General features: G+C 61.9%; 16 protein-coding genes and 1 pseudogene. 4 read left to right on the top strand and 13 right to left on the bottom strand.

The window, feature by feature from the left end; genetic code table 11:
- Nucleotides 1-4: 4 nt before the first annotated feature.
- From AB4Y40_RS07110 to AB4Y40_RS07155, 10 genes are all read right to left on the bottom strand, one after another.
- A complete protein-coding gene (locus AB4Y40_RS07110) occupies nt 5-5542 on the bottom strand; it encodes an AAA family ATPase (protein WP_368687036.1) in 5538 nt (1845 codons plus the stop codon).
- Nucleotides 5543-5890: 348 nt separating this feature from the next.
- Complete coding sequence (locus AB4Y40_RS07115; RefSeq protein WP_368687120.1) at nt 5891-7123, bottom strand: cytochrome c; 1233 nt, start codon at nt 7121-7123, stop codon at nt 5891-5893.
- Nucleotides 7124-7196: 73 nt separating this feature from the next.
- Nucleotides 7197-9434 carry a molybdopterin cofactor-binding domain-containing protein gene (locus AB4Y40_RS07120; RefSeq protein WP_368687037.1) on the bottom strand — a complete coding sequence of 746 codons (2238 nt, stop codon included), beginning with the start codon at nt 9432-9434 and terminating at the stop codon, nt 7197-7199.
- Entirely contained in the window at nt 9415-9891 is a 477-nt protein-coding gene (locus AB4Y40_RS07125; RefSeq protein ID WP_368687038.1) for a (2Fe-2S)-binding protein, read from the bottom strand. Before AB4Y40_RS07125 ends, AB4Y40_RS07120 begins: the two co-directional genes overlap by 20 nt.
- Before the next feature lie 45 nt (nt 9892-9936).
- A complete protein-coding gene (locus AB4Y40_RS07130) occupies nt 9937-11370 on the bottom strand; it encodes an aldehyde dehydrogenase family protein (protein WP_368687039.1) in 1434 nt (477 codons plus the stop codon).
- A gap of 128 nt (nt 11371-11498) precedes the next feature.
- A complete protein-coding gene (locus AB4Y40_RS07135; RefSeq protein ID WP_368687040.1) occupies nt 11499-12461 on the bottom strand; it encodes a biotin/lipoyl-binding protein in 963 nt (320 codons plus the stop codon).
- Between the two features lie 42 nt (nt 12462-12503).
- A complete protein-coding gene (locus tag AB4Y40_RS07140; protein ID WP_368687041.1) occupies nt 12504-12707 on the bottom strand; it encodes a DUF1656 domain-containing protein in 204 nt (67 codons plus the stop codon).
- Nucleotides 12691-14193 carry an efflux transporter outer membrane subunit gene (locus tag AB4Y40_RS07145; RefSeq protein ID WP_368687042.1) on the bottom strand — a complete coding sequence of 501 codons (1503 nt, stop codon included), beginning with the start codon at nt 14191-14193 and terminating at the stop codon, nt 12691-12693. Before AB4Y40_RS07145 ends, AB4Y40_RS07140 begins: the two co-directional genes overlap by 17 nt.
- Complete coding sequence (locus tag AB4Y40_RS07150; RefSeq protein ID WP_368687043.1) at nt 14190-16343, bottom strand: FUSC family protein; 2154 nt, start codon at nt 16341-16343, stop codon at nt 14190-14192. Before AB4Y40_RS07150 ends, AB4Y40_RS07145 begins: the two co-directional genes overlap by 4 nt.
- Nucleotides 16344-16573: 230 nt before the next feature.
- Nucleotides 16574-17050, bottom strand: a complete 477-nt coding sequence (locus AB4Y40_RS07155) for a DUF3331 domain-containing protein (RefSeq protein WP_368687044.1) — start codon at nt 17048-17050, stop codon at nt 16574-16576.
- 408 nt (nt 17051-17458) lie between these two features.
- Here AB4Y40_RS07155 and AB4Y40_RS07160 point away from each other — a divergent pair, with 408 nt between their 5' ends.
- From AB4Y40_RS07160 to AB4Y40_RS07175, 4 genes are all read left to right on the top strand, one after another.
- Complete coding sequence (locus tag AB4Y40_RS07160; RefSeq protein WP_368687045.1) at nt 17459-17830, top strand: response regulator transcription factor; 372 nt, start codon at nt 17459-17461, stop codon at nt 17828-17830.
- Nucleotides 17831-18046: 216 nt separating this feature from the next.
- On the top strand, nt 18047-19441 hold the full coding sequence (locus AB4Y40_RS07165; RefSeq protein ID WP_368687046.1) for a cytochrome ubiquinol oxidase subunit I: 1395 nt from the start codon (nt 18047-18049) through the stop codon (nt 19439-19441).
- A gap of 42 nt (nt 19442-19483) precedes the next feature.
- Nucleotides 19484-20482 carry a cytochrome d ubiquinol oxidase subunit II gene (cydB, locus tag AB4Y40_RS07170; protein ID WP_368687047.1) on the top strand — a complete coding sequence of 333 codons (999 nt, stop codon included), beginning with the start codon at nt 19484-19486 and terminating at the stop codon, nt 20480-20482.
- A gap of 14 nt (nt 20483-20496) precedes the next feature.
- Complete coding sequence (locus AB4Y40_RS07175) at nt 20497-20637, top strand: hypothetical protein (RefSeq protein ID WP_368687048.1); 141 nt, start codon at nt 20497-20499, stop codon at nt 20635-20637.
- 18 nt (nt 20638-20655) lie between these two features.
- Here the strand turns inward: AB4Y40_RS07175 and AB4Y40_RS07180 are convergent, their stop codons facing one another.
- The 3 genes and pseudogenes from AB4Y40_RS07180 to fdnG form a co-directional block, all read right to left on the bottom strand.
- Nucleotides 20656-21306, bottom strand: coding sequence for a formate dehydrogenase subunit gamma (locus AB4Y40_RS07180; RefSeq protein WP_368687049.1), 651 nt, complete (start codon nt 21304-21306; stop codon nt 20656-20658).
- Nucleotides 21293-22216 carry a formate dehydrogenase subunit beta gene (fdxH, locus tag AB4Y40_RS07185; protein ID WP_368687050.1) on the bottom strand — a complete coding sequence of 308 codons (924 nt, stop codon included), beginning with the start codon at nt 22214-22216 and terminating at the stop codon, nt 21293-21295. Before fdxH ends, AB4Y40_RS07180 begins: the two co-directional genes overlap by 14 nt.
- 9 nt (nt 22217-22225) lie before the next feature.
- Nucleotides 22226-25293, bottom strand: a pseudogene (gene fdnG / locus AB4Y40_RS07190) (formate dehydrogenase-N subunit alpha).
- Between the last annotated feature and the right edge of the window lie 201 nt (nt 25294-25494).

A 25494-nucleotide genomic window follows, 5' to 3' on the forward strand; every position in this document is an offset into this window, starting at 1 on the left:
GGGGTCACGGCACGCCGTAATCGACGCCTGGCAATTCGAACTCGAATACGGCGCCCGTGGGCGCGTTCGCATGGACCTGCAACGTGCCGCCATGCGCTTCGACGATGGATCGGCAGATCGACAGGCCCATCCCCATGCCTGCAGCCTTCGTGGTGAAGAACGGTTCGAACAGCCGTTCGGCATCCGCTTCGCCAATGCCCGGCCCCGTATCGCTTACCGTTATCCGTACGGTGTTGGCGTCGCCGGCGCGTGTGGCGATCGTCAGTTGCCGCACGCCGTCGGCGCAATCGCTCATCGCCTCGACCGCGTTGATGATCAGATTCATGACGACCTGCTGAATCTGGACGCGGTCACCCTCCACCGTCGGCACATCCGCCTCCAGGTGTTCGTGCAACGTAACATGGTGTTTCGACGCTTCGCCGCGCGTCAGCACGATGACCTCGCGAATTGCATCGTTGACCAGAAATAGCTCCTGCTTCGCCAGCTGCTTTTTGACGAGCGCCCTGATCCGTCGAATCACATCATTGGCGCGCGTGCCGTTCTTAACGACGCGCGCGATAGCCGCACGCACCTCGCCCAGATTGGGCGGGCTTGCGTCCAGCCAGTGCGTGGCGGCTTGCGCATTGAACACCGCCGACGCAATAGGCTGCGTGATCTCATGACTGATCGAAGCGGTGAGATGCCCCAGCGAGGCAACACGGTTCGCGTGGGTCAGCTCCATTTCGATTTCGTGCGAGCGCTGCTCATGGCTCCTTGCGTCCGCCTCGGCGCGTTTGCGCTCCGTGAGGTCGACGACGAACGCCACCACCTGCTCCGGTGAACTGCTGAACATCGCCGCACCGAGCAGCACCGCGACGCGGCTGCCGTCGGCGCGGATATACTCTTTCTCGATCGGCGGCAGCACACCCTTCTTTCTCAATTCGGCAATGGCCGCCAGGTCCTGCTCATGCCACTCGTCGGGCGTAATCCGCGTGCAGTCGACGAGCCCCGCCGCAAGATCGTCCTTGCTGTAACCGATCATGCGCAGAAACGCCTCGTTAGCTTCGTAAATCGGGCCCACGAAATCCCAGATAAAGACGCCCACGATATTCGCATCGACAAGACGGCGAATTTTCGCCTCGCGCTCCGCGAGATCGCGATACAGGCGGGAATTCTCGAACGAAATCGCCGCCTGGGAAGCCAGCAGCTTCAGCACGGCCACCCGGCTCGCGGTGAACACGCTGGTGGCGAGATTGTTTTCGAGGTAGAGCAAGGCAATCGGTTTGCCCTGGTGCAGCAAAGGCATGCAGGCCACCGAGTGCGTATGGCGTTCCAGAAAATATCGATCCGATGAAAAGTCGTGCCGGGCATTCGCGTCGTGAATGATGACGTTCTCGCGCGTCCTGGTCACATACTGGAATATCGATACGGGCAAGCGCCCGCTCTCCACGGTCGACTTTTCCAGACTGACCGCGATCACCCCGTCGCCCGTCGTCGCTTCGGCCTCGATATGAAAAGCGGCGTCGCTTGCGACGATCAACAGTCCGCGGTCCGCGCCCGCGTGTTCGACGGCCGTGCGCATCACCGTCTGAATCAGGTTGTCGAGCACGATCTCGCTCGAAATCGCCTTCGAGACCCTGATGACCGTGGCGAGATCGAGATGCTCGACAGACGCTTCCATGCTGCTGACCACCGAGTAAGGCGGATTGGGCTGCTCGAGGCGCGGATGCAAGGTGTCGAGTTGCCGAACCTTGCCTTTCGCGCCCCATCGCGCGAACGCCCGCCGCGCGTTCCCCAGATACATATCGCCAATTTCCGCCAGCCCGCGCGCAGCGTAGAAGCGCGCGGCCGCCTGACACGCTACGGCCTCGTTATGGACGAAGCCGTTCTCGCGCGCAGAGCGGATCGCAAGATCGTAAAGCGGTTCCGCTCGCGCAATGTCCCCACGAATGCGCGCCATTTCCGCACCCACGAGCGCCGCGCGGTTCCCGAAATTCTGCGGGCAATGCGAAGCCCATTTCTCGAGATGGGCCAGGTGAGCACGGATCGCATCGACATGCGCCTGCCGCTCCGGCATGTCCGCTTCGCTCCAGCAGGCCGCATGACTGAGCGCGCCGTAGAAGTGAAACTCCGCCGTTTCGAACTGCGAAGTCGCGACCCACAACACCTTTTCGGCGTGTTGTTCCGCAGCGAGCGCCTCGGCAAATTCGTCGGCGAGATATCTCGCCTGCAATTTGCGCGTCCAGTAGTCGAACGCGGGGAGCGCCAGGGTCGGGGAGCTGCGCAAATGGTTTTCGAACGCCGCCTCGTCGAATTGCGCGTCATCGAACGAGCCAAAGCGTCCGGTCTCCCCGCGCAGGGTCCTCACGAGCCCCCGATACGTGACGAGCATGTCCGTGACGAGCTGGAACCGGACGCGTTCGGAAATCGCCACCGCCCTGTCCACTTCGCTCTGCACGTCTTCGAGATTGTCCCCGACCGAAACGAGATTCTGAGTCAGATCGCAGAGGATATACAGCGTATAAGTCAGGTCGCCGCTTTCGTTCGCCATCTCGAGCGCCCGCCGGATCGGTTCGCGTCCTTCGAGGACGTGACGCGCCCAGGGCACCACGATATTGCCGAACGAGGTATAGGTGCGGGCCCGGTACTTCGTGAGGTGTTTTTTCTCCACCAGATCGAGGCCGAGGCGGCCAAAGCGATAGCCGGCCTCGTATTGATCGAAAACCGGACCGGCATACGTCGCGAGCCACACGTACGCATAGCAGGACGCGTCGCTATTGCCGTATTCGAGGCTCAGGTTGACCATCCGGCACAGGACCAATGCGCAGAGATGCTGGTCGGTGAAGAACGCCGGCGTCACGATTTCCGTCAACACGTCGAGCGTATCCTGCACTTCGGGATCGTCGAGCAACGGCAAATCGATCAGGTCCTCGATCTCCCGCGCGCCAAGCAGCGCGGCGATCCGCTCGAATTCGCACCGGACCGCCTTTTCGTCGGGATGAGGCGACCAGTCCGTTCCGCCTTCCCGCAGATATTGCAGGCAGATCTCGACGCTGCGCCCGCTCTGGTCCAGCGTCGTGTAGAGCGTGATGCGCAGCCGCGTCACCATCGCAGCATGATGCCTGGTTCTCGCACGCCGCACGAGCCCGGAGAGCCGCGCCTGCGCCGAATGCGTCTTCGTGCTCAGCAGTTCGCACTCGGCGAGCCGATATTCGATGGCGAAAAGCAGGTCGTAGTTAGCGATCCAGTCGGCGTCCGTCAACAGCGACCGGCCGACGCCAAGGTAGGCAAGCGCGGCATCGAACGCCGTCGCGGCCTTTGCGCGTTGCGCCGCCATGAGATTGAGTTGCGCCACCTGCTCGCGTTCCGCGCGCCCTTCGAGTTGCCGCGTGGCGCGATTGAACTGGCTGACGATGTCAAAAATGGCGTCTTCGCGATTCGCCGGCGGCGTGTTGTCGAGCAGTCGCCTGCCGATGCGCAAATGCATCGACGGTCGCGCCGGTTCGTCAACGAGCGTGTACGCGGCTTCCTGCACCCTGTCGTGAAGAAAGCGATAGGCGCCGCCGGCGCAAAGGACCAGTCCCGCCTGCACCGCGGGCGCCAGCGCTTCGCGTATTGCCTCATCCGGCAACTCGCAGACCGTCTCGAGCAGCGCAACGTTCGCGGCATTGCCGATACAGGCAAACTGCTTCAGGACGACCTGGGTGCGCTCGGGCAGCCGGCCCAGCTTGTCCAGCATCAGCGCGACGACGTTCTCCGTGTAGCCTTTGGCATGAATCTGCTGCAGATCCCATGACCATCGGCTGGCGACGTGATCGAACGTCAGCAAGCCCTCATCCGCGAGCGCCGAAAGAAACTGGAGCGTGAAAAAAGGATTGCCCCCGGTCTTCTTGTGCAGCAAGCGGGCCAGCGGCACGGCGCGTGTGGTGGGGCAATGCAACGCATCGCACACGAGTTGTTCGAGGTGCAGATTCGCGAGCGGTGCGAGCACGATGTCGCGGACAGGCGCGCCCGACGCGCGGATCGCCTCCATTTTCTGTGCGAGCGGATGCTCCGTACCCACCTCGTTGTTCCGGTATGCGCCCACCACCAGCAGGTGCTCGGTGTCGCCTTGCACGACGAGGTCTTCGAGGAAATCGAGCGTCGCAATATCGAGCCATTGCAGATCGTCGATAAAAATCGTCAGTGGGTGCTCGGGGCGCGCGAACACGGAAATGAAGCGGCGAAAGACGAGATGGAAGCGCCTTCGCGCATCCTGTGCCGCCAGCAGCGGCACGGGCAATTGCTCGCCGATGATCATGGCCAGTTCAGGCACCAGATCGACGATCAATTGACCATTGGGGCCCAGTGCGCGTCGAAATTTCTCGCGCCACACCGCAAGTTCGTTTTCACTGTTGCCCAACAGCAATCGAACGCCCGAGCGAAACGCCATGGCGAGCGACGCGTAGGGAATATCACGCGCAAACTGGTCGAACTTCCCGGCGAGAAACAGCCCTCGTCTGGGCACGAGGGCCTTGTGCAATTCGTTGACGACCGCAGATTTCCCGACGCCCGAGTAACCGGCCACGAGCACGAGTTCGCTGCGCCCTTCCTTCGACACACGTTCGAACGCGGCGAGGAGTGCGGCGACTTCCGCACTGCGGCCATAGAGCGTTTCCGGTATCAGCAATTGATCGGGCATGTCGAATTGCGCAAGCGCGAAGCTCGCAATCTGCCCGTGCGTTTCCCAATGCGCGAGGCAGCGCCGCAGATCGTGGACAATGCCGGCCGCCGTTTGATATCGGTCTTCGGCGGTCTTGGCCAGCAACTTCATGACGATTGCCGAAACCGGCTGAGCGAGCGACGGCACGAGATCGGCCGGCGAAAGAGGCTGCCGCGCGATATGGCAATGCACGAGTTCCATCGGATCGGTTGCACTGAACGGCAACTGCCCCGTCAACAACCAGTAGAACAGCACGCCCAGCGCATAGAGATCGCTGCGCGAATCGATCGACCGGTTCATCCGCCCGGTCTGCTCGGGCGCCATGAAAGCGAGCGTTCCCGCGATGAATTCCGGAGGCACCGGCAACTGGCGTTCGCGCTGAACCACCGATGCGATGCCAAAGCCCGTGAAACGCACCGCTCCATTCACTCTGTTCAGCAAGATATGGCGTGGATTGATATCGCGGTGGACAATCCCCCTTGCATGCACTTTGCCCAGTGCATTCGCGATGGTCACGGCAAGGCGCAGAAATTCGACCGGCGTCACGGGAACGGCAAGCGTTTCGAGCGGCTCGTCGCCAGCGTCTTCGAGCACCAGCATCGTCTGCCCCTGCTCGTCCAGCAGTTGCAGTGGGCGCGCCGCGGCGGGGCAGTCGAGCTTGTCGGCAAGCGCATATTCGTGCGCGAGGCGACCCGCCACCTCGCGGTTTGACTGATTGCGCGCGGGGCACACTATCAGCACGGGTTCGCGCGTGTCATCATCCACTCGCCGTTTGCCGCGGCAGACGACATAGGCGCCATCATTCCACGCGGCTTGAACCGATTCGACAGACTTAGCGTCGGGCCAAGGGGCCAATCGCATCGACTGATACTCCCAGGAAGCCGGCGAAATGCATCGGCAATTCAAATAACCGCGCCTTGCCGTATTAACTCGATGCCCTGCTTCAGTCTATGCCAATAGCATGTTTGGCGACGACCAAACGGCTGGCTGCGCCCAGCATTTTCCGTGAACAATTGGGGCGCCAAGCATGAGGACATCGAGGAGACAGACGCCTGAGGGCGCGCGTCACAGGAAGGACAGGTCTAGAGGTATCGACGTTATACACGACAACCCGATGCCGTGCTTTTCGGGCGTTCCGCTTCGGGATTCCGGAAATGGCGCGGCCGTCTGGAGGAATGACGGCCGTGTTGCCGTGCTGGCGATTGCCTGCTATTGCGCCGAACCTTTCGCTGTTTGCAGACGCAGCTTTTCCACTTCGCGCGGGGATACGGGCGGCGCCCCGTTATTCCAGCCGCTGCGTATAAAGGTCAGAACATTGGCGATCTGCTCGTCGTCGAGCACGTCCGCGAATCTGGGCATCGGGTATGGCGCGGGTACACCGCCGATGATGATGTCTTCCGTGCCATTCAAGGTCACGTTGATCAGGGAAAGCGGCTGGGCTGCCAGTACGTTCGGGTTGCCGGCAAGCGGCGCCAGCAGCGGTGGAAACCCTCTTCCGTCCGGGCCGTGACAATGCATGCAGAAGGCCGTATAGACGCGCGCGCCGGCGTCGTTTGCCGGGCGCCCGAGCGACACCTTCGTCGCTTTGGCGTCGTAGGCATAGTCAGGACCGCCCGATCCGCCCGCCGCGGGCAGCGATTTCAGATAGCGCGAAATCGCCGCGAGGTCGGCATCGGACATCGCCTGGCTGCTATGGTTGATCACGCTCGTCATCGAACCGAATGCGGCCGCGTGCAGATTCGCCCCTGTTTTCAGGAACTGCGCGATGTCCGCTTCCGACCAGCGGCCCAAACCGGCGTTGTGGTCTCCCGTGAGATTCGAAGCGAACCAGTGATCCACGGGCGCGCCCGTCAAATAGACGCTGCCGCTCTCGTCGAGCGCCTTTTCCTGAAAGCCGACGCCGCGTGGCGTATGGCACGATCCGCAGTGTCCGAGCCCTTGAACCAGATAGGCCCCGCGATTCCAGGCGTCATCCTTGCCCGCCTTGTCCTCATACGCGCCCTTGTGCAGGAACACCATATTCCAGAACATGAGCGGCCATCTCATGTTCAACGGCCATTTGATATCCGACGCGCGATTCGCCTGCTTCACGGGGGCAACGCCTTTCATGAAGTAGGCATAGAGCGCGTGCACATCGCTATCGCTGACCTTCGCATAGGAGGGGTAAGGCATGGCCGGATACAGATTGTGGCCGTCTCTCGCCACGCCTTCACGCAAGGCGCGCGCGAAGTCCGCCTCACTGTAGCGGCCAATGCCGGTATCGGGATCGGGCGTGATGTTGGTCGAATAGATGGCGCCCATCGGCGTCATCATTTTCAGCCCGCCCACGAACGGCTTGCCATGTTGCGTCAGGTGGCAGGCTACGCAATCGCCCACCTTCGCGAGATATTCGCCACGCTGGATCAGTGCCGCGTCATCCGCGCGAGCGAGGCTCGAAACCATCGGAACCGTCAACACGGCCAGTGCGCAATAGCGGACGAATGCCTTCAACGCCGTTCTCACTGTTGGCCTCCGTCTATACGGGCTGCAACTGCCTGCCCACCGGCAGATCGCGCAAACGCTTGCCGGTTGCCGCATAAATTGCATTAGCGATAGCGGGCATCGCCGCCGACGTGCCGGGCTCGCCGATTCCGCCAGGCGCTTCGCCGCTCTTGACGATATGCACGAGAATTTCGGGCGCCTCGTGAATGCGCAGTATCCGGTAGTCCGTAAAATTGCTTTGCAGCACGCGTCCCCGTTCGATCGTCACCTCGCTGTACAGCGCGCCCGTGATGGCGAAGATCACGCCGCCCTGAATCTGCGCCTCCACCGTGTTCGGATTGACGAACATCCCGCAATCCACGGCGCACACGACACGATTCACGCGCACCTCACCCTGCTCGACCGTGACTTCGGCGACCATCGACAGATAGCTGCCAAAGGCGTGCATGACGGAAACGCCTCGCCCCTGGCCCTTCGGTAATGCGCTTCCCCAACCCGAAAGCCGGGCGGCGATGTCGAGCACGTTCAGCGCGCGCGGCGACTTGCCGAGCAGATCGCGGCGATACTGCACGGGATCGGTTTTGGTCTGGACCGCAAGCTCATCGACAAAGCTTTCGACGACGAACGTACCGCGCGTCGGGCCGACACCTCGCCAGAATGCAGTCGGGACCGCATCCGGCTCTTGCCGCACGTAGTCGACCAGCTGATTCGGCAAGTCGTAGGGAAGCGCGGCCGCCACTTCCACCGCATCAGGGTCGACGCCGTTCTTGATCGTCGAAGGCGCGAATCGCGCAAGGATCGACGATCCGGCAATGCGATGCCGCCAGGCCACCGGTTTGCCATGCTCGTCGAGACCCGCCGAAATACGGTCGTAGTAGTACGGGCGGTACATGTCGTGCTGGATGTCCTCTTCGCGCGTCCACGTCACCTTGACGGGCGCGTCCACCTGCTTCGCGACTTTCACCGCCTGGGTCACGCCATCCACCTCGAGCCGCCGCCCGAATCCGCCGCCGAGCAGAAAGTTGTGCACCACGACTTTGTCCGCCGGCAGTCCGGTGATCTTCGCGCCGGCGTCGCGCGCGCGTGTCGGGACCTGCGTACCGACCCAGATATCGCAGCTATCCTGCTGCACGTGCACCGTGCAATTCATCGGCTCCATGGTCGCGTGCGCAAGGAACGGCTGTCGATAGACCGCATCCACACGCGTCTTCGCGCCTGCGAATGCACGGTCCACGTCGCCTTCCTTGCGCGCGACGGCGCCTTCGCCCTGTGAAGCGCGCTCCAGATCGTCGACGATCGTCTTGATCGACACCGACGCGCCCGCCCCTTCGTCCCAACCGATCTTCAACGCCGCCGCGCCGCGCTTGGCCGCCCAGGTATGGTCGCCGACCACGGCCACGCCATTGTCGATCTTGACGACCTGGCGAACGCCGGGGATCTTCCTGGCCGCGCTATCGTCCACCGCGGCGAGCTTTCCGCCGAACACGGGGCAGTTGACGATCACCGCGTACACCATGCCGGGCAGCCGCACATCCAGCCCGAACATCGCGCTGCCGTCCACCTTTTCGGGCGAGTCGAGCCGTCGCGCCGTCGTGCCGATGAGCTTGAAGTCTTTCGGGTCCTTCAGCTTGACGTCGCCCGGCACCGGCAGCTTGCCGGCGGCTTCCGTGAGTTGGCCATAGGCGAGCGTGCGATTCGTGGCGGCGTGAACGACCTGGCCGTTCTGCGCGTGACACGTCGCGGGGTCGACCTGCCACTGCTGCGCGGCGGCGTTGACGAGCAGTGTGCGCGCCGTGGCGCCGGCGCGCCGCATCGGTTCCCACGCGTAGCGGATCGACGTCGATCCACCCGTCAACTGACCGCCTAGCAACGGGTCGAAGAACAGCTTCTCATTGGGCGGCGCGTGGTCGAGCGTGACGCTGTCGAGCGGGACTTCGAGTTCTTCTGCGATCAGCATCGGGATCGAGGTGTACACGCCCTGTCCCATTTCGACCTTCGGGACAATGAGCGTCACCTTGCCCGACGTGTCGATCTGCACGAACGCATTCGGCGCCAGCACACCGCCCTGCGCCGTCTCGATGCCGTCGCCGCCAATCACCGTCTTGCGTACGTCGCCCTCGCTGCGCGCGGGCAAACTGAAACCGAGAATCAGCCCGCCACTGCCGAGCACCGCTACGCTCGCTCCGAACTTCAGAAAAGCCCTGCGGGTAAGGCCCGTTAGCGCTTCGTCGCGCGGTTCGCCATTTTGCGCATCAAGGAGTCCCTGCGACACGTCCCGCCCCCTTGACCGCCTGTTTGATCGCCGCGCGAATGCGGTTATAGGTGCCGCAACGGCAGATATTGCCCGCCATCGCCGCGTCGATATCGGCGTCGCTCGGGTTGGCGTTCTGCGCGAGCAGCGACGCCGCCTGCATCACCTGCCCCGGCTGGCAATAGCCGCACTGAACCACATCGAGCGTGCGCCACGCGGCCTGAATCCGCTTTCCCGCGGGTGTCTCGCCCACTGCCTCGATGGTCGTGATCTTGCGCTCGCCCACGGCCCCGACGGGAAAGACGCACGAGCGGACCGCGACGCCATCGACATGGATGGTGCAGGCGCCGCACTGCGCGATTCCGCAGCCGAACTTGGTGCCCGTGAGCCCGACGAGGTCGCGCAACACCCACAGCACAGGCATGTCGGGCGGCGCGTCCACGGTATGCGGTTGACCGTTGACTTCAAGCGTTACCATCAAGACTCCTGATCAGTGCGTTCCGGCGCAATCGATGCCTGGCGCCTAGCCCTGCTTCATGACCATCAAACGCAGCTCCGTCATATCCTCGATCGCGTAACGCACGCCTTCGCGCCCGATGCCCGAATCTTTCACGCCGCCATACGGCATGTTGTCGACGCGGAAGGACGAGATGTCGTTGATGACCACACCGCCCACATCCAGTTCATCCCATGCGCGGTGCGCGTGCGAGAGCGAATCGGTAAACACGCCTGCCTGCAGGCCGAAATCACTGTCGTTGACCGTGACGAGCGCTTTTTCGAAATCGTCGAATTTTTCGAGGATGGCCACGGGCCCGAACGCTTCCTTCCGGTAGAGATCGGTGTCGCGCCCGACGTTCTCGACGAGTGTCGCCTCGAACATCGCGCCTGCCACCTTCCCGCCCGCGATGATGGATGCGCCCGCCGCCACCGCGCTTTCCATCCAGCCCGCGAGACGGCGCGACTCAGACACCGATATCATCGGGCCGACGAAAGTGGCCTCGTCCTTGGGGTCTCCCGCCTTGAGCGATTTCGTTTTTGCAATCAGCCTCTCGCGCAATTCGTCATATAGCGAAGCGTGCACGAGAATCCGCTGCACGTGAATGCAGCTTTGGCCCGACTGATAAAACGCGCCGAATGCGAGGCGCTCGACGACATAGTCGAGTTTCTCCCGCTGATCGCCATCGACGATCACGGCCGCATTACCGCCCAGTTCCAGCACCACCTTCTTCTTGCCCGCTTTCGCCTTCAATTCCCAACCCACTCCCGGCGAACCCGTGAACGAAAGCAGCTTGAAACGCTCGTCCGTCGTGAAGAGATCGGCGCCGTCGCGATGGGCGGGAAGAATCGAGAACGCGCCCTTGGGCAGATCGGTTTCCGCCATGATCTCGCCGATGATGAGCGCGCCGATGGGCGTGCGGCTCGCGGGCTTCAACACGAACGGAACGCCGCAGGCCAGCGCCGGCGCCACCTTGTGGGCGGCGAGGTTCAGCGGGAAATTGAACGGCGAGACAAACGAGCACGGACCGATGGGAACCCGCTTCACATAGCCCTGGTATCCCTTCGCACGCTGCGAAATCTCGAGATTGATGATTTCGCCGCCGATTCGCACCGACTCTTCCGCCGCGACCTTGAACGTGTCGATCAGGCGGCTCACCTCGCCACGCGAATCCTTGATCGGCTTGCCTGCCTCGATACACAGCGCCACCGCCATTTCTTCGGCGCGCTCGCGAAAGCGCGCCACGCAGTGCTCGAGCACGGCTTGACGCCTATAGGGGGCAAACGTGCGCATCTCGGGCATTGCCGCTTCGGCGAAGCCGATGGCCTTGTCGATCGTTTTCGCGTCGGCCAGCGCAACGCGCGTGGCGACTTCGCCGCTGAACTTGTCCGTCACCTCCAGATCGGTATTCGCGGCGACTGCCTCGTTCGCGAGGTAGTACGGGTAGCTCTCCTGCAACATGACGCGCTCTCCTTCTTTCAAGGCGACCGGATCCAGCATAGCCACCGGCCGCATGAGCGTCTTTTTCGAAGACACGCAATTTGTCCGCTCTCCACGAGGACGGGACGCGAAGCGCCGCCACGCTCGCGTCATCCGGCCTGCTTTGCCGTGCTGAGCGTAATCGTGCAAGTCATGCCCATCGCGAGATGAACGTTGCGCGGCACGTTATCCAGATGAATCCGCACGGGTACGCGTTGGGCGAGGCGAATCCAGGTAAACACCGGGTCCACGTTCGCAAGCAGTTCGCTCTGCCCCGTGGGATTGTCGCGATCCACGATGCCGCTCGCGATGCTATCGACATGCCCGTCGATGTCCACCTTCGCGCCCAGCAGCCGGACAATCGCATGGTCGCCGACCTGAACGCCCTGTATCTTCGTTTCTTCGAAATAGCCGTACACCCAGAACGAATGGGAATCGATCATGGCCATGCGCGCGACACCCGCCGTGGCGAAGTCCCCTGGGAACAGGTTCAGGTTCGTGATGTAGCCATCCGTCGGCGCCCGCACGCTGCCTCTTTCGAGGTCGAGCCGTGCGGTCTCGCGGCGCACGAGCGCGGCCTTGAGGCTCGCCTCGGCGGCCGCATGCGCGGCGCGCGCCGCATCGAGCGTGGATTGGGACTGCTGCGACTGCCAGGCGTAGTCCGAACGCAATTCTTCCGATACGACATCGGCTGAGAGCTTCTCGCGCCTCGCCGCCTGATCCTTGCGCATCTTCAGTTCGTACTGGCTCGCATTCGAAAGCGACTCGGACTGCAGCAGCTGCGCCTGCGCGCGCGCGACATCGGCATCGGCCTGCTGCAGCGCATAGACGAAGCGGTCCGGATCGAGCACGTAGAGCACGTCGCCCTTGTGAACCCATTCGTTGTCCTTGACCCGAACTTCCTTCACGATGCCCGAAACGTCGGTCGACAGATTGATGACGTTTGCCCGCACGCGGCCGTCTCGCGTCCACGGCGAATACATATAGCGATCCCAGATCGCATGCATGAGCACGAGCGCAATCACGACCACGATGAACGTGGTCGCAAAGCGTATGAAATACGGCTTGTTCATCTATCGCCTCGTTTTCATGCGGCGGCCCTGGGGCATCGGTATCTACGTTCGCTGCACGATCAGCGCCGCACCGCAAAACAGCGCGACGAAGACCGCAACCCGGAACAGGCCCGGATGCCACGCGAACTGATAGGCACCGACCTTCGCCAGAAACATGTCCAGCGCCACGAATACGACGACGCTCCCCAAAAACACGAGCAGCAGCGTGGGCGCAAAAAAACCGTACAGGTCAATTTCCACGGGCATCGCTTTCCCCTGCCTTGGCGCCGGCCGGAAACGCGTTGATCTGCGCGCCTCCGCCCAGGTCTTTCATCAGCAACACCCATTCGTCGACGCGTTGCGCATGGATCAGCGTGAGATCGCGCTCCTGCTCGAGCATGATCTTTTGCGCCACCAGCACGTCGAGATATTCGGTGATGCCCCCTCGATAGCCACTGACCGCGAGAGCGTAGGCGCGCCGCGACGATTGCCACGCCGCTTCGGCCGATTGCTGCTGAACGTCGAGCGACTGCAGCGACGTCACGTCCTGAGCGACGCTCTGCATGGCGGACAACACCGTGTCGTTGTATTTGAGCACCGCGTCGTCGTATTCGGCGTTCGCCACGCCGAAATTGGCGCGCCGGCGGCCCGCGTCGAAAATCGGCAAGGACCCGGCAATGCCAACGCTATGCCCGACCGCGTCGCTATTGATGAAGTTGAAGAATCCGCCGAATGGCGCCAATGACGCGAGCGAGGCACTGGCGACCAGGTCGATGTTGGGATAAAAGTCCGCGTGCGCGGCATCGATGTTTTTCGCGGCTTCCGCGGCTCGCCACCGTTGCGCCACGACATCGGCACGATGCCCGATTAATTCCGCGGGCAAGGCCGAAGGCAGCGCCGTGGCGACGTTGTCCGGCAGCGTCGGCGCCTTCAGTTGATCGCCGAAACCCGGCCCCTCGCCGACCAGATACGCAATCTGTAATCGCGCAAGCGCGATTTCGTTCAGCGTGCGTGCGATGTCGGTGCGGCCCGCTTCGTATTGTGCTTTCGCCTGACTCGCGTCGATCTCGCCGCTAATGCCGGCCGCGCGGCGCTTGACTGCGATATCCAGGTTGCGCGCCTGTTCCTCGTTGATCGACCGATAGACCGCGAGCAGTGCTTCCTGAAGCGCGAAACGCGTATAGGTGCGTGCAACGGCCGCTTCGAGTTCGACTTTGGCAAACTGTACGTCGGCCACCGAAGCCTGCACGTGATTGAGTGCGCCTTGCTCGATTGCGCGATTCTTGCCCCAGAAGTCGAGGTCCCAGGAAAGCGTGACCGCCGCGGCATTGTTCCAGACCGTGGTGCCGCCGGGCGGCGAAGGGGTCGCGTAGCGCGGGAAGCGCGTGCGGGCAAAATGGCCCTCGGCTTCGATGTCGGGCAGTTCTTCCGCATGCGCCGCGCGCGCCTGCCAGATCGCGGCGGTGACACGTGATCTCACGATCGCGAGCGTCGGGCTGCCCTTCCCGGCCCGCTGCATCAGCATGTCGAGCTGCGGGTCGCGCCAGCCGAGCCACCAGTCGCTCGTGGGCCAGTTCGCATCGCTGACCGCGGTGCGCATGGCGCTGCCCGCGTCCACGCCGGCGGGATCGATATACGACGCCTCGGGCTTGATTCCCGCACCGTCGATGCAGCCCGCGAGCACCGCGAGCGCGATCGACGACACGACACGCAGCGCGAACGCACCAGCACCGGAAACCGCGCGGGCTCTCATGACTCGGTCGCCGTGGCTGCCCCGAGGCGCGGCAGTTGGTCGGTCAGCGCGGCCCAGGTCGAATAGAGCCGCGCACGCATCTTCAGTATCGCGCGGCCTTCGTCCGACGCCGGATCGCCAGGGGGACCGGCCAGCGCGCTCAATGCCCGCCGGATCGCCGCGAGCGCCGCTTCGACCGATTCGGCATCGGCGCGTTGCGCCAGCCGCTCCATCGCGCTGAGCCATTCGGCCTGCGCGTCGGCCCACGCCGCCGGAAGCCGATCCGGCTGCGTGAATTCGAGGTTGCGCACCTTCATCAACGTGTTGACGAGCCATAGCTGGTCGAAGGCCCAACTCGTGGCGCGCTGCAGTTCGGTCGGCGTGACGTGGGGCATCGTCGAAATATGCATGATCAGGTCGCGCATCGCGATTCCCACCTGCACGGCGTCATTCGTATCGACGGGATCGCTTGCCGCCCGCTCCACGATCGAGCGAATCCGCGTCGCGTTACGGCTCGCCATCCAGGCGCCTTCGCGTGAGACCACGAGGGAAAACGCCACGGCGGAAACACCGATGCCGATGAGCAGGCCGAAGCCGCGGTCGAGAATATAAGGCGGGTTGTAGACGGCGACGTTCGTCGGCGTCAGCACGTAGCAGAAGTAGATGTTGAAACCGGCGCCAAACAGCGCGACGCGCGGGAAGGTGTTGACGTAGCTCCCCAGAAACAGCACGATGCCGAGACAGAGCGCGAACAGCGTGACGTCGCCCAATGCGGGCATCACGAAGAAGTTCACGCCAAAGCCGACGATCCACGCGATCAGGCAACCGACAAAGACTTGCCAGCTCGCCACGGCAGGTGTCGGGCTCAGTGAAAAGAATCCGCTGGTAATGCCTGCCGCCACGACCGCGCTATAGCCGTTGTCCCATCCCGAGAGCACCCACGCGTATCCGACGACCGCCACCGCCAGCGCCGCGCGTACGCCCGCTATGGCCGCGGTGAAGCCGCTCGTATGCAGCGGAACGCTGCGAATGAACGCGACCGCTTCGGCAACGGGCTGCGTGAGCCGCACTCTCGGCGGGTCGAGCAGCACCTTGCAGGTATTGCAGAACAGTCGCAGCGCCACGACCGCCGACCAGGCCTCGGCCGCGACCATCGCAACGGACTCGTAAGCGGATTCGTCCTGCTGTTCGCTGCCGTTCGTCCTGCGGTCGAGGTAGAGCAGCAACGAGGCCTCCAGTGCGCTCAATCTCTCGATCATGCGTTGAAGCCCGCTCGCCGTTTCCAGGCACGCCGCATTCTCGTTTGCAATGACATTCGCCACCTTGCCGAAGATCGCGTCGATCGTCGGGCGAAGCGCATCGCCTGGACTCGCCGAGTTGCGCCGCGCACGGAAAACAGAAAAGATGCGCGTGACGACACCGAGAAATGTCTTGTCCAGCTCCAGCAGTCCTTCGTCGCGCAAACGCATTTCCGGCTCTTCAAACACGGCAGCCGTGCGCAGTCCCTCCATCGTTGCGCTCTCGCGAACCAGCTTCAGGCAGGTTTCAACCGGTTCATACCCAGGCTCGCCGCTCACCGCGCCGCGCAGCGAGTTCAACAGGAGCGTCATCGCGTTGGCACGCCATTTCGTGAGCGCGGGCACGACCCGCTGCGGAAACACCAGCGCACTCACGACGCTGCCACTCGCCACGCCAATGAGCACTTCGCTGATCGTATAGATGATGTTGTATGTCACGTCGTAAGGCGTCGACCACTCGGGCACCGTGGTAATACACGCGGCATAGCCGGACAACACGAAGCCGTACGACTGATAGTTCTTGTAGTAGGAAGCCCCCGCGACGAAGAGCCCGACCCAGATGGCGAGACCGCCCAGGAAAAGCACGGGCTGCTGCGCGAACAGAATGATCAGTATCAGTCCGGCAAAGCATCCGCAGATGATGCCCAGGGTCCGATAAAACGCGCGCGCGATCACCATTCCGCTTTGTTGATGGAACATCACGATGACCGCCGAAACCATGGCCGTGCCGGGCGCGCGTAGTTCGAGCCGCATGCATATCAGCATACTGATGATCACGGCCAGCGCAGCCTTGAACGCGTGCACGATACGCGGCAGCTCGTCGCCGTACACGTCGGCAAATTCTTTGCGCAAGCCCTCCCAGGTCGTCATCATGTCCGCTTGACCTCACCCGTCAACCGCGCGTCATACGACTCCTCCACTCGATCGTTCGGAATCGTTCTGGCATTTATATTAGCGCGATCAACGGGCTGCCTCTTTCGTGAAATGGCGAGGAATATTCTGGAGCCACGGCGATTCGTGACTGCCGACCGATCAATTGCGCCACCCTGTGCATCGGAATGGAAAGATTGCCATTCATTGACGACCTGAAGGCAAATCTCCTTTTAACGTAATGCCGTCAATGCGGAGGCTTCTACGTTCCATTCCTCCTGCGAACCGTACGGGTAGCAGGCGTCCACGGCCGAAGCGAGGATCATCGCGCCAACGTTCCTCGGTGCCGGTCTCGTGGGGCGCGGACGAAAGATCTCGTCGCCTGGTGCGATCGACTTGCCGCTCATCGCGCAACGGCCGCTCACCCGCGAATGCGCGGCCACCCACAGCTGCTCCCGGTAGCAGCATTTGGTCGGATCGCGCCAGTCGATCGTCATCGAGTGTGCGCTTGGCCGGTCGATGATACGCACGAATGGACGCCAGTCCGAAACATTGGCTTCCGCGCCGTGCCGGCATTTCACAACAGGAACAGGCTCCACGTCGACGATTTCCGAAGTCCCCGGTATGGACAGCAGACCTATCGTGCGAATCCAGGGATCGACGAAGTTTGTGTTGGTCAACATCGGCGCCTCCTTGCTCTCGGCAATCACATCCTGCGAGCCGGTTCGATGAACCGGTCCGGCGTGTCACCAAGGTATCGCCGATCGTCGCGACGAGACAGCCCTACAAAGGGTTGTGCCGCGCGCATGAATTTTCCGCAACCCTATACCTTCGTTTAATTCTGTGCTGGAGGAACGCTTTAGACTGGCTCCAATAGCCCCGATGTAAATAACGCTTACATACTCATCGGGGGCACAGTGCTTGCGCACGGCGCTTTCAACCCACAGGAGCCTTGTCACCTTCGAGTCGGCTGACTGAAAGCAATGGCCAATGCCTCGTGCACTTTTATACCTTCGTATGGTTACCGCGCCCCTTATGCCGGACTATTCTGCAATGCGAAAGTCTAACAACCTGCTGGACTGCCGCACTCCGCCTGGGCAGTCCGTCCGAGGGATCGCGTGACTCAAGTCGCTCTTGTCTCGATAGTCGAGGACGACGAGTCGGTTCGGGAATCAATCGAGAGTCTCATTCGAGCCATGGGATGGGAAGTCTTGACTTTCGACTCAGCCGACGCGTTCCTCCGTTCAGGCGCCGTGCGCAAAACACGGTGCCTCATCTCGGACGTCACCATGCCGGGCATGTCGGGCCTGGAAATGCATGCGCTGTTGCGCTCGCAAGGCAATGCACCGCCAACCATCTTCATTACCGCTTATCCAACCGCGCAGGACGAATCCGTCGCGCTCGCCAACGGCGCGCTGGCCTATCTCGAGAAGCCGGTCGACTCGAGCGTCATACTCGAGAAGGTTCGACAGGCGGTCGGCAAGGCCTGAAATCCCGCTTGTCACTTCGATCGCTTCGTGCCATCGCCTTGTGCCATCCCTCGTTTTCACGTCAGTTGCGCTTCATCCCTATACGACGGTATAGGTCAGTGGCATTGCGTGCCGCATGTCGCATACCGCGGTAGTGTTCCCAACGCTGTCGTGGCGCGCTAGTGTGCTGATGTCGGACCGGATGCGGTCCGCTCATCCTGCTAGAAGGGGCTCACGATGGATGCCAATGCGCTCGATCTGTCACGGCTTCAGTTTGCCTTCACCGTATCCGTCCATATCATTTTTCCCGCGCTCAGTATCGGCCTCGCGAGTTTCCTTGCGGTCCTCGAGGCGTGCTATCTGAAAACAGGAAAGCCGCATTACAAGGCATTGTCGATGTATTGGGCGAAGATATTCGCCGTCGGCTTCGGCATGGGTGTCGTTTCGGGTGTCGTCATGGCCTATCAGTTCGGCACGAACTGGGCGGGTTTCTCGCGCTTTGCCGGCCCGATTACCGGTCCGCTTCTCACCTACGAGGTGATGACCGCGTTCTTTCTCGAAGCCGGATTTCTGGGCATCATGCTGTTCGGTTGGGAAAAGGTGGGCGCGAAGGCTCACTTTGCGGCCACGCTGCTCGTCGCCATCGGCACGCTCATCTCCACGTTCTGGATTCTGGCGTCCAACAGCTGGATGCAAACCCCACAGGGATTCAGGATCGAAGACGGTCATGTCGTTCCCGTGGACTGGCTCGCCGTCATTTTCAATCCGTCGTTTCCTTATCGCCTCGCGCACATGACGATCGCGGCGTTTATCGTCGCTGCGCTGGTCGTTGCCGGGACAGGGGGGTGGCATCTTCTGCACGGGCGGCGCGACCCCGAAGTCAAGACCATGTATTCGATGGCGCTCTGGCTGCTCCTCTTGCTCGCCCCGATACAGGCCTTTGTCGGCGACCAGCATGGCTTGAACACCCGTCGCTATCAGCCCGTCAAGATCGCCGCGATCGAAGGACTATGGGAAACGGAAAAAGGCGGCACGGCGCTCAATCTGATCGGCTTTCCCGACATGAACGCGGAAGTGACGCGCTACGCGATCCGGATTCCCCATCTCGGCAGCCTGATCCTCACGCATAGCTGGGACGGCGAAATTCGCGGGCTCAAGGAATTTCCCAAAGAAGACCGCCCGAATTCGAGCCTGATTTTCTGGACGTTCCGGATCATGGCGGGGCTTGGCGTACTGATGATCCTGACGGCGCTCGTAGGCGCGCTCCTTCGACGCGGCGAAAGACTCTTCGAGTTTCGCGCCTACCAGTGGCTCACCGTCATCATGGGCCCAATGGGTATCGTCTCCCTGATTGCCGGCTGGATCACCACCGAAGCGGGCCGCCAGCCCTGGGTCGTATTCGGCGTATTGCGAACCAGAGATGCCGTCTCGCCTTTGACCTCCCAAAGCGCGGGCGTTTCCCTGCTGGTGTTCTTCATGGTGTATGTGCTCGTCTTCGGCACGGGTGTCTATTACATCCTCAAGCTCATCTACGCCGGTCCGCCTCTGGAAAGCGAACCCGCGGCGCCCGCCAAAGTCGCGGAGCACCCCGGCGTGGGCGGCCGCCGTCCGCTTGCCGCGGCCACCGAATAGCCGTAATGCCACGCCAGATGCGCAATCCTTCAGGAGCCTGCCATGGATGTCACCGTAGTCTGGGCAACCATTATCGCCATTGGTCTTTTCATGTATATCGTCCTCGACGGGTTCGATCTGGGCATCGGGATGATTTTCCCGTTCTTCCCCTCCGACACGATCCGCGGCATGCTGATGCACAGCATCGCCCCCGTATGGGACGGCAATGAGACGTGGCTCGTCTTGGGCGGCGCGGCGTTGTTCGCCGCCTTCCCCATGGTCTATGCCGTCACGCTCTCGGGGCTTTATTTGCCGATCATCTTCATGCTCGTGTGCCTGATTTTTCGCGGCGTCTCATTCGAGCTGCGCGGCAAGGCCAACCGGACGAAAAACCTCTGGAGTCTCGCCTTCATCTGCGGGTCCGCCGGCGCCGCATTCTTCCAGGGTGTGATCCTCGGTTCCTACCTGCAGGGCATTCCCGTGAAAGACGGCGTTTTCTCGGGGGACCCGTTCTTCTGGGTGTCCCCCTTCAGCTTCCTCACCGGCATGGGCCTCATGGTCACCTATGCGCTGCAGGGCGCCACCTACCTCGTCATGAAGACCGAGGGCGATCTGCAGGACAGCCTGTTTGGCATCGTTTGGCCCATGACGCTCGCGTTGCTGGCGTTCATCGTCGCCGTGAGCATCTGGACGCCGCTCACGGACGCCGAAGTCGCCGCGCGATGGTTCAGTTCCTCATTCCGCTATAGCCTTTACCCGGTCCCGATTCTCGTTGCGGTGACGGCGGTCGCCATGTACCGAGCAGTCAAGAGACGCTCCGATTTCGCACCGTTCCTGCTTTGCAATGCCCTGATTCTTCTCGGCTACCTTGGCCTGCTGATCAGCATCTGGCCGTATGCGATTCCCCGTTCCGTGACGTTGTGGCAGGCCGCTTCACCGCGGTCGAGCCAGGTATTTGCGCTCGTCGGCGCCGTGATCATCATCCCGATCATTGTCGTGTATACGACGGCGGGCTACTGGGTATTTCGCGGCAAGGTCCAGCAAGGCAGCCAGTATCATTGACGGAGGAGAGAACCATGTCGGATACCCCGCACGAAGAGCAGACCACCCTCGGCAAGCGTATGACGTGGTTCGCCATACTCTGGCTGCTCGGCTTCGTTTTTACCGTCCTGCTCGCCATGCCCTTTCATTTTCTTGTCGTGGCGTTGCAGCGTTGATGGCGGCTGAACGTTCGATCACTTCAGATGCTGTGACTTGATCACCGACCGGAACCACCGCGGGTGGTGCTTTCTCGCCCACCCCGGCGTGACATAGCCGTGAAGCATCGCACCGAGCGTGCCGTCGATCCAGATTCCGGCGTAGATATGCACCATGATCGCCAGGATCAGGACGAACGCAACGAGCGAATGAACCAGTGCGGCGAAGCGCAGGACGTCAATGGCGAAGTACACCGAGAAATAGCGCCGCCAGATGACGATGCCCGACACCAGCAGCGCGATCATGGAGGGCAACAGCGTCCAGAACAGCATCTTCTGGCCGCCGTTGTAGCGGGCCACCTCGGGCAGTCCTTCGTCGCGGTTCTGGAGAATCTGCAAAATGCGCAGAAGCCATTGAATGTCGCTGAGTTCGATGAGGTTGTGGCGCCAGTAGCGCATCGCAAGGCAAGAGAACGCCGAAAACATCACGAGGCCGATGAACGGATGCAGGATTCTCATCCACTGGCCGCCGCCGAACAGCGCCGAAAGCCAGAACATGGCCGGATGAAACAGCGCAAGCCCCGACAACGCGAGCAGGACGAAACTCAGCGCCGTGATCCAGTGGATGGTGCGTTCGTTGGCGTTATAACGCTCGATCAGGAGATCGGGCCTACGATTAGTGCTGTTCATCTTTTGCCTCCTGGCTGGCCTCTATATCAGCACGCGCCGCTTCCTCGTCGGACTCGTGCACCCGGTTCGGCCCGATCCGGATGTAGTGAAAAAAGGTCGTCAGCAGCGTGAGAAACAGCACCGCCAGCGCCAGTGGCTTGGCAACACTCTTCCATACCATGACGAGCGGATCGATGCGGGGCCGGTCGGGCAGACCGTGATAGAGAGAAGGCTGATCCGCGTGATGGAGGACATACATGACGTGCGTACCGCCGACCGCGGCCGGATCATAGAGTCCTGCGTTTTCGAAACCGCGCCGCTTCAAGTCCACGATTCGATCGGCGGCCTGCGCCTTCATGTCTTCCTTGGTGCCGAACATGATCGCCCCGGTCGGGCAGGTCTTCGAGCAGGCAGGCTCCTGCCCCACCGCAACTCGATCCGAGCAGAGCGTGCACTTGTACATGCGGTGGTCGGTCTTCGAGAGCCTCGGAATATTGAACGGACATCCGGCTATGCAGTAGCCACAGCCAATGCAATTCTCTTCATGAAAGTCGACGATGCCGTTCGTGTACTGCACGATGGCGCCCGGCGACGGGCAGGCCTTGAGACACCCGGGATCCTCGCAGTGCATGCAGCCATCCTTGCGGATGAGCCACTCCAGATCGCCCTTGGGATTCACATATTCCGTGAAGCGCATGACGGTCCAGGAGTGCTCCGAAAGATCACGCGGGTTGTCGTAGACTCCGACGTTCTCGCCAATCTCGTCTCTCAGGTCGTTCCACTCCATGCAGGCGGTCTGACATGCCTTGCACCCGATGCATTTCGAAACGTCGATCAGCTTGGCCACCGTGCCGGTAACAGGAACCCGGTCGCCGGGCGGTGGCACTGTCGTGGCGGACAGCCGCCTGATATCCAGTGATTGCAGGGACACGTTTGCACCTCATACCTTTTCGACCTTGACGAGGAAAGACTTGAATTCGGGCGTCTGCGTATTGGCGTCGCCGACCGATGGCGTCAGCGTATTGGCGAGATAGCCGGGTTTGGCGAGCCCCTTATAGCCCCAATGCAGCGGCACGCCTACCGTGTGAACTTTTTTGCCATCCACCATGAGCGGCCGGATGCGCTTCGTCACGAGGGCGACCGCAACGATGTAACCGCGCTTCGACGACACCTTCACGCTATCGCCCGAAACAATCCGCAGTTCATCGGCGAGTTCATCGCCGATCTCGACGAATTGCGCCGGCTGGATGATGGCGTTCAGGCGCGCATGCTTGGTCCAGAAGTGGAAATGCTCGGTCAACCGGTACGTCGTGGCCGTATACGGATACTCGGCGGCCGTGCCGAAATCCCTTCTGTCACGCGCGAATACGCGCGCAACCGGATTGTTCGTGACGTCGGGATGGTCCGGATGCAGCGGATTGAAACCAACGGGCGTTTCGAAGGGCTCGTAGTGCTCGGGGAACGGTCCTTCGTTCATCTGCCGCCGTGCGAAAAAGCGCGCCACGCCCTCCGGGTTCATGATGAACGGCCCCATGCCAAGCGAGGGCGCTTCGTCTTCCTTGTAGTCGGCGATATCCGCGCCGCTCCATTGGCGCCCATTCCATTTGAGGATCGTCCGGCTCGGATCGAACGGTTGTCCATTCAGGTCGCAGGAAGCCCGGTTATAGAGGATTCTTCGATTCTCGGGCCACGCCCATGCCCAGCCGAGCGACTGCCCGATACCGGTGGGATCGCTATTGTCGCGGCGGGCCATCATGTTTCCCGCCTCCGTCCACGCGCCGCAAAAGATCCAGCATCCGCTTGCGGTACTGCCATCGTCGCGAAGCTGCGAAAGCCCGAGAGTTGCTGGCCGGCCTTCACGACCATCGCGCCGGCGTTGTGCGGATCGCCAAGGTCCGACAGCGCCGCCCCGTTGTACTCTTTGGCCAGTTCCTCGGGCGTGGGGCTTTGCGGGTCCGCATAGGGCCAGCTGAGCTTCAGTATCGGGTCGGCGTACGCTCCGCCTTCGTTGCGATACCGCTCGCGCATGCGCACGAAGATGTTCGACATGATCTCGGCATCGCCGAGCGCGTCGCCGGGCGGCTCGGCGCCCTTCCAGTGCCACTGAAGCACGCGCGAGGAACTGACCACCGAACCGTCTTCTTCCGCAAAACAGGTGGTCGGCAGCCGGAACACCTCGGTCTGGATCTGCGCCGGATCGGCCTTGTGATAGTCGCCAAAGTCCTTCCAGTATTCCGACGTTTCCGTGGCGAGCGGGTCCATGACGACGAGCCACTTGAGCTTGCACAGCCCCTCGAAGACCTTGGCCTTGTTCGGCGCCGAAGCAATCATGTTGAAGCCCTGGCAGACGTAGCCCGTCATCTTTCCCTGGCTCATCGACTCGACGTTTTGAATCAGGTCATAGGTCTTATCCGGTTTCGGCAGATAGTCGTAAGCCCAGTTGTTTTCCTTCGTCGCGGCGTCGCCCCACCAGGACTTCATCATGCTGACGAAAAAGGCCCGGTAATTCTGGTAATAGCTCAATTGATTGGGACGCAGCGGCTTCAGCGCATGGCGCTCGATATACGTTTCATAGTCCTGTTCGTCTTCCCACGGCAACACCATGTAACCGGGCAGCATCTCGCTCAACAGTCCCAGGTCGGTCAACCCCTGGATATTGGAGTGGCCGCGCAAGGCGTTCACGCCGCCGCCCGAGATGCCGATGTTGCCCAGCAGCAGCTGGACCATGGCGCCCGTGCGGATGATCTGCGAGCCGATCGAGTGATGCGTCCAGCCGAGCGCATACAGCAGCGTCCCGGCCCGATTGGGCACCGCCGTGCTGGCGAGGATTTCGCAAACGTGCACGAACTTCTCCTGCGGTGTGCCGCAGATTCTTTCCACCATCTGCGGCGTGTAACGGGAGAAGTGCCCTTTCATCAACTGATAGACACAGCGCGGATGCGCGAGCGTGGCGTCGGTCTTCACGAAGCCGGCTTCGTCGAGCTCGTATTCCCAGGTGCTCTTGTCATACGATCGCTTGCCGGCGTCGTAGCCCGAATAGAGCCCGTTAGCGAACGCAAAGTCCTCCCTCACGATGAAGCTGAGATCGGTGTAGTGCGTCACATATTCGTGCTGGATCTTGTCGTTCGTCAGCAGGTAGTTGATGACGCCGCCCAGAAAAGCGATATCGGTTCCGGTGCGGATCGGCGCATAGTAGTCCGCCACCGAAGCGGTGCGCGTAAAGCGTGGATCGACCACCACGAGCTGTGCGCCGCGATGCGCCTTCGCTTCGACCACCCATTTGAATCCACACGGATGCGCCTCGGCCGCATTGCCGCCCATGACCAGAATGACATCGGCATTGCGGATATCCACCCAGTGATTCGTCATCGAACCGCGGCCGAACGTCGGGGCAAGACCTGCCACCGTCGGGCCGTGTCAGACACGCGCCTGGTTGTCGAATGCGAGCATCCCCAGGCTGCGCACGACCTTGTGGGTCAGATAGCCGGCCTCGTTGCTCGCGGCCGAAGCGGCAAGAAATCCTGTGGTGGTCCAACGGTTGACGACTTTTCCCTCATCCGTTCGATGAATGAAATTCGCGTCGCGGTCGGCTTTCATCAGCGCGGCGATACGATCGAACGCGTCGTTCCAGGAGATGGGCACCCACTTGTCCGATCCCGCCGCGCGGTATTCGGGCAGTTTGAGCCGCGCTTCGCTGTGCACGATGTCGAGGAGACTCGCACCCTTCGGACATAGCGTGCCGCGATTGACAGGGTGGTCGGGGTCGCCTTCGATATGGATGATGCTGCCTTTGGCGTTTTTGGCGTTGTCGCCGAGCGCGTACATCAGGATCCCGCAGCCTACCGAACAGTACGTGCAGGTGTTTCTCACCTCCGTGGTGCGCATGAGCTTGTATTGGCGCACCTCCGCCAGCGCGGTGGCGGGCGAAAACCCGGTGAGTGCGAGACTCGAACTCGCCAACGTAGTTGCAGTGAGCTTGAGGAACTGGCGACGGGTCAGGTTATCCATGGACTCCCCCGAGGATCTGCTCGTGGCCGCACGAAGGCACGACACAAGTCATTGTTCCCGATACCCGTCCCCGCGTATTTTCTGAACGCACGCTTTTTTTAATTCGGTGCTTTCCTATACCTTCGTTTAATACTGCGGGGGTTCCTCGGTGCCGGCCCATACCCCCGTAGACTACCCGCGCCGACCGCCACGCGATATCTT

Origin of the sequence: Paraburkholderia sp. EG287B (assembly GCF_040965595.1) — a bacterium.
In the GTDB taxonomy this organism is placed as follows: domain Bacteria; phylum Pseudomonadota; class Gammaproteobacteria; order Burkholderiales; family Burkholderiaceae; genus Paraburkholderia.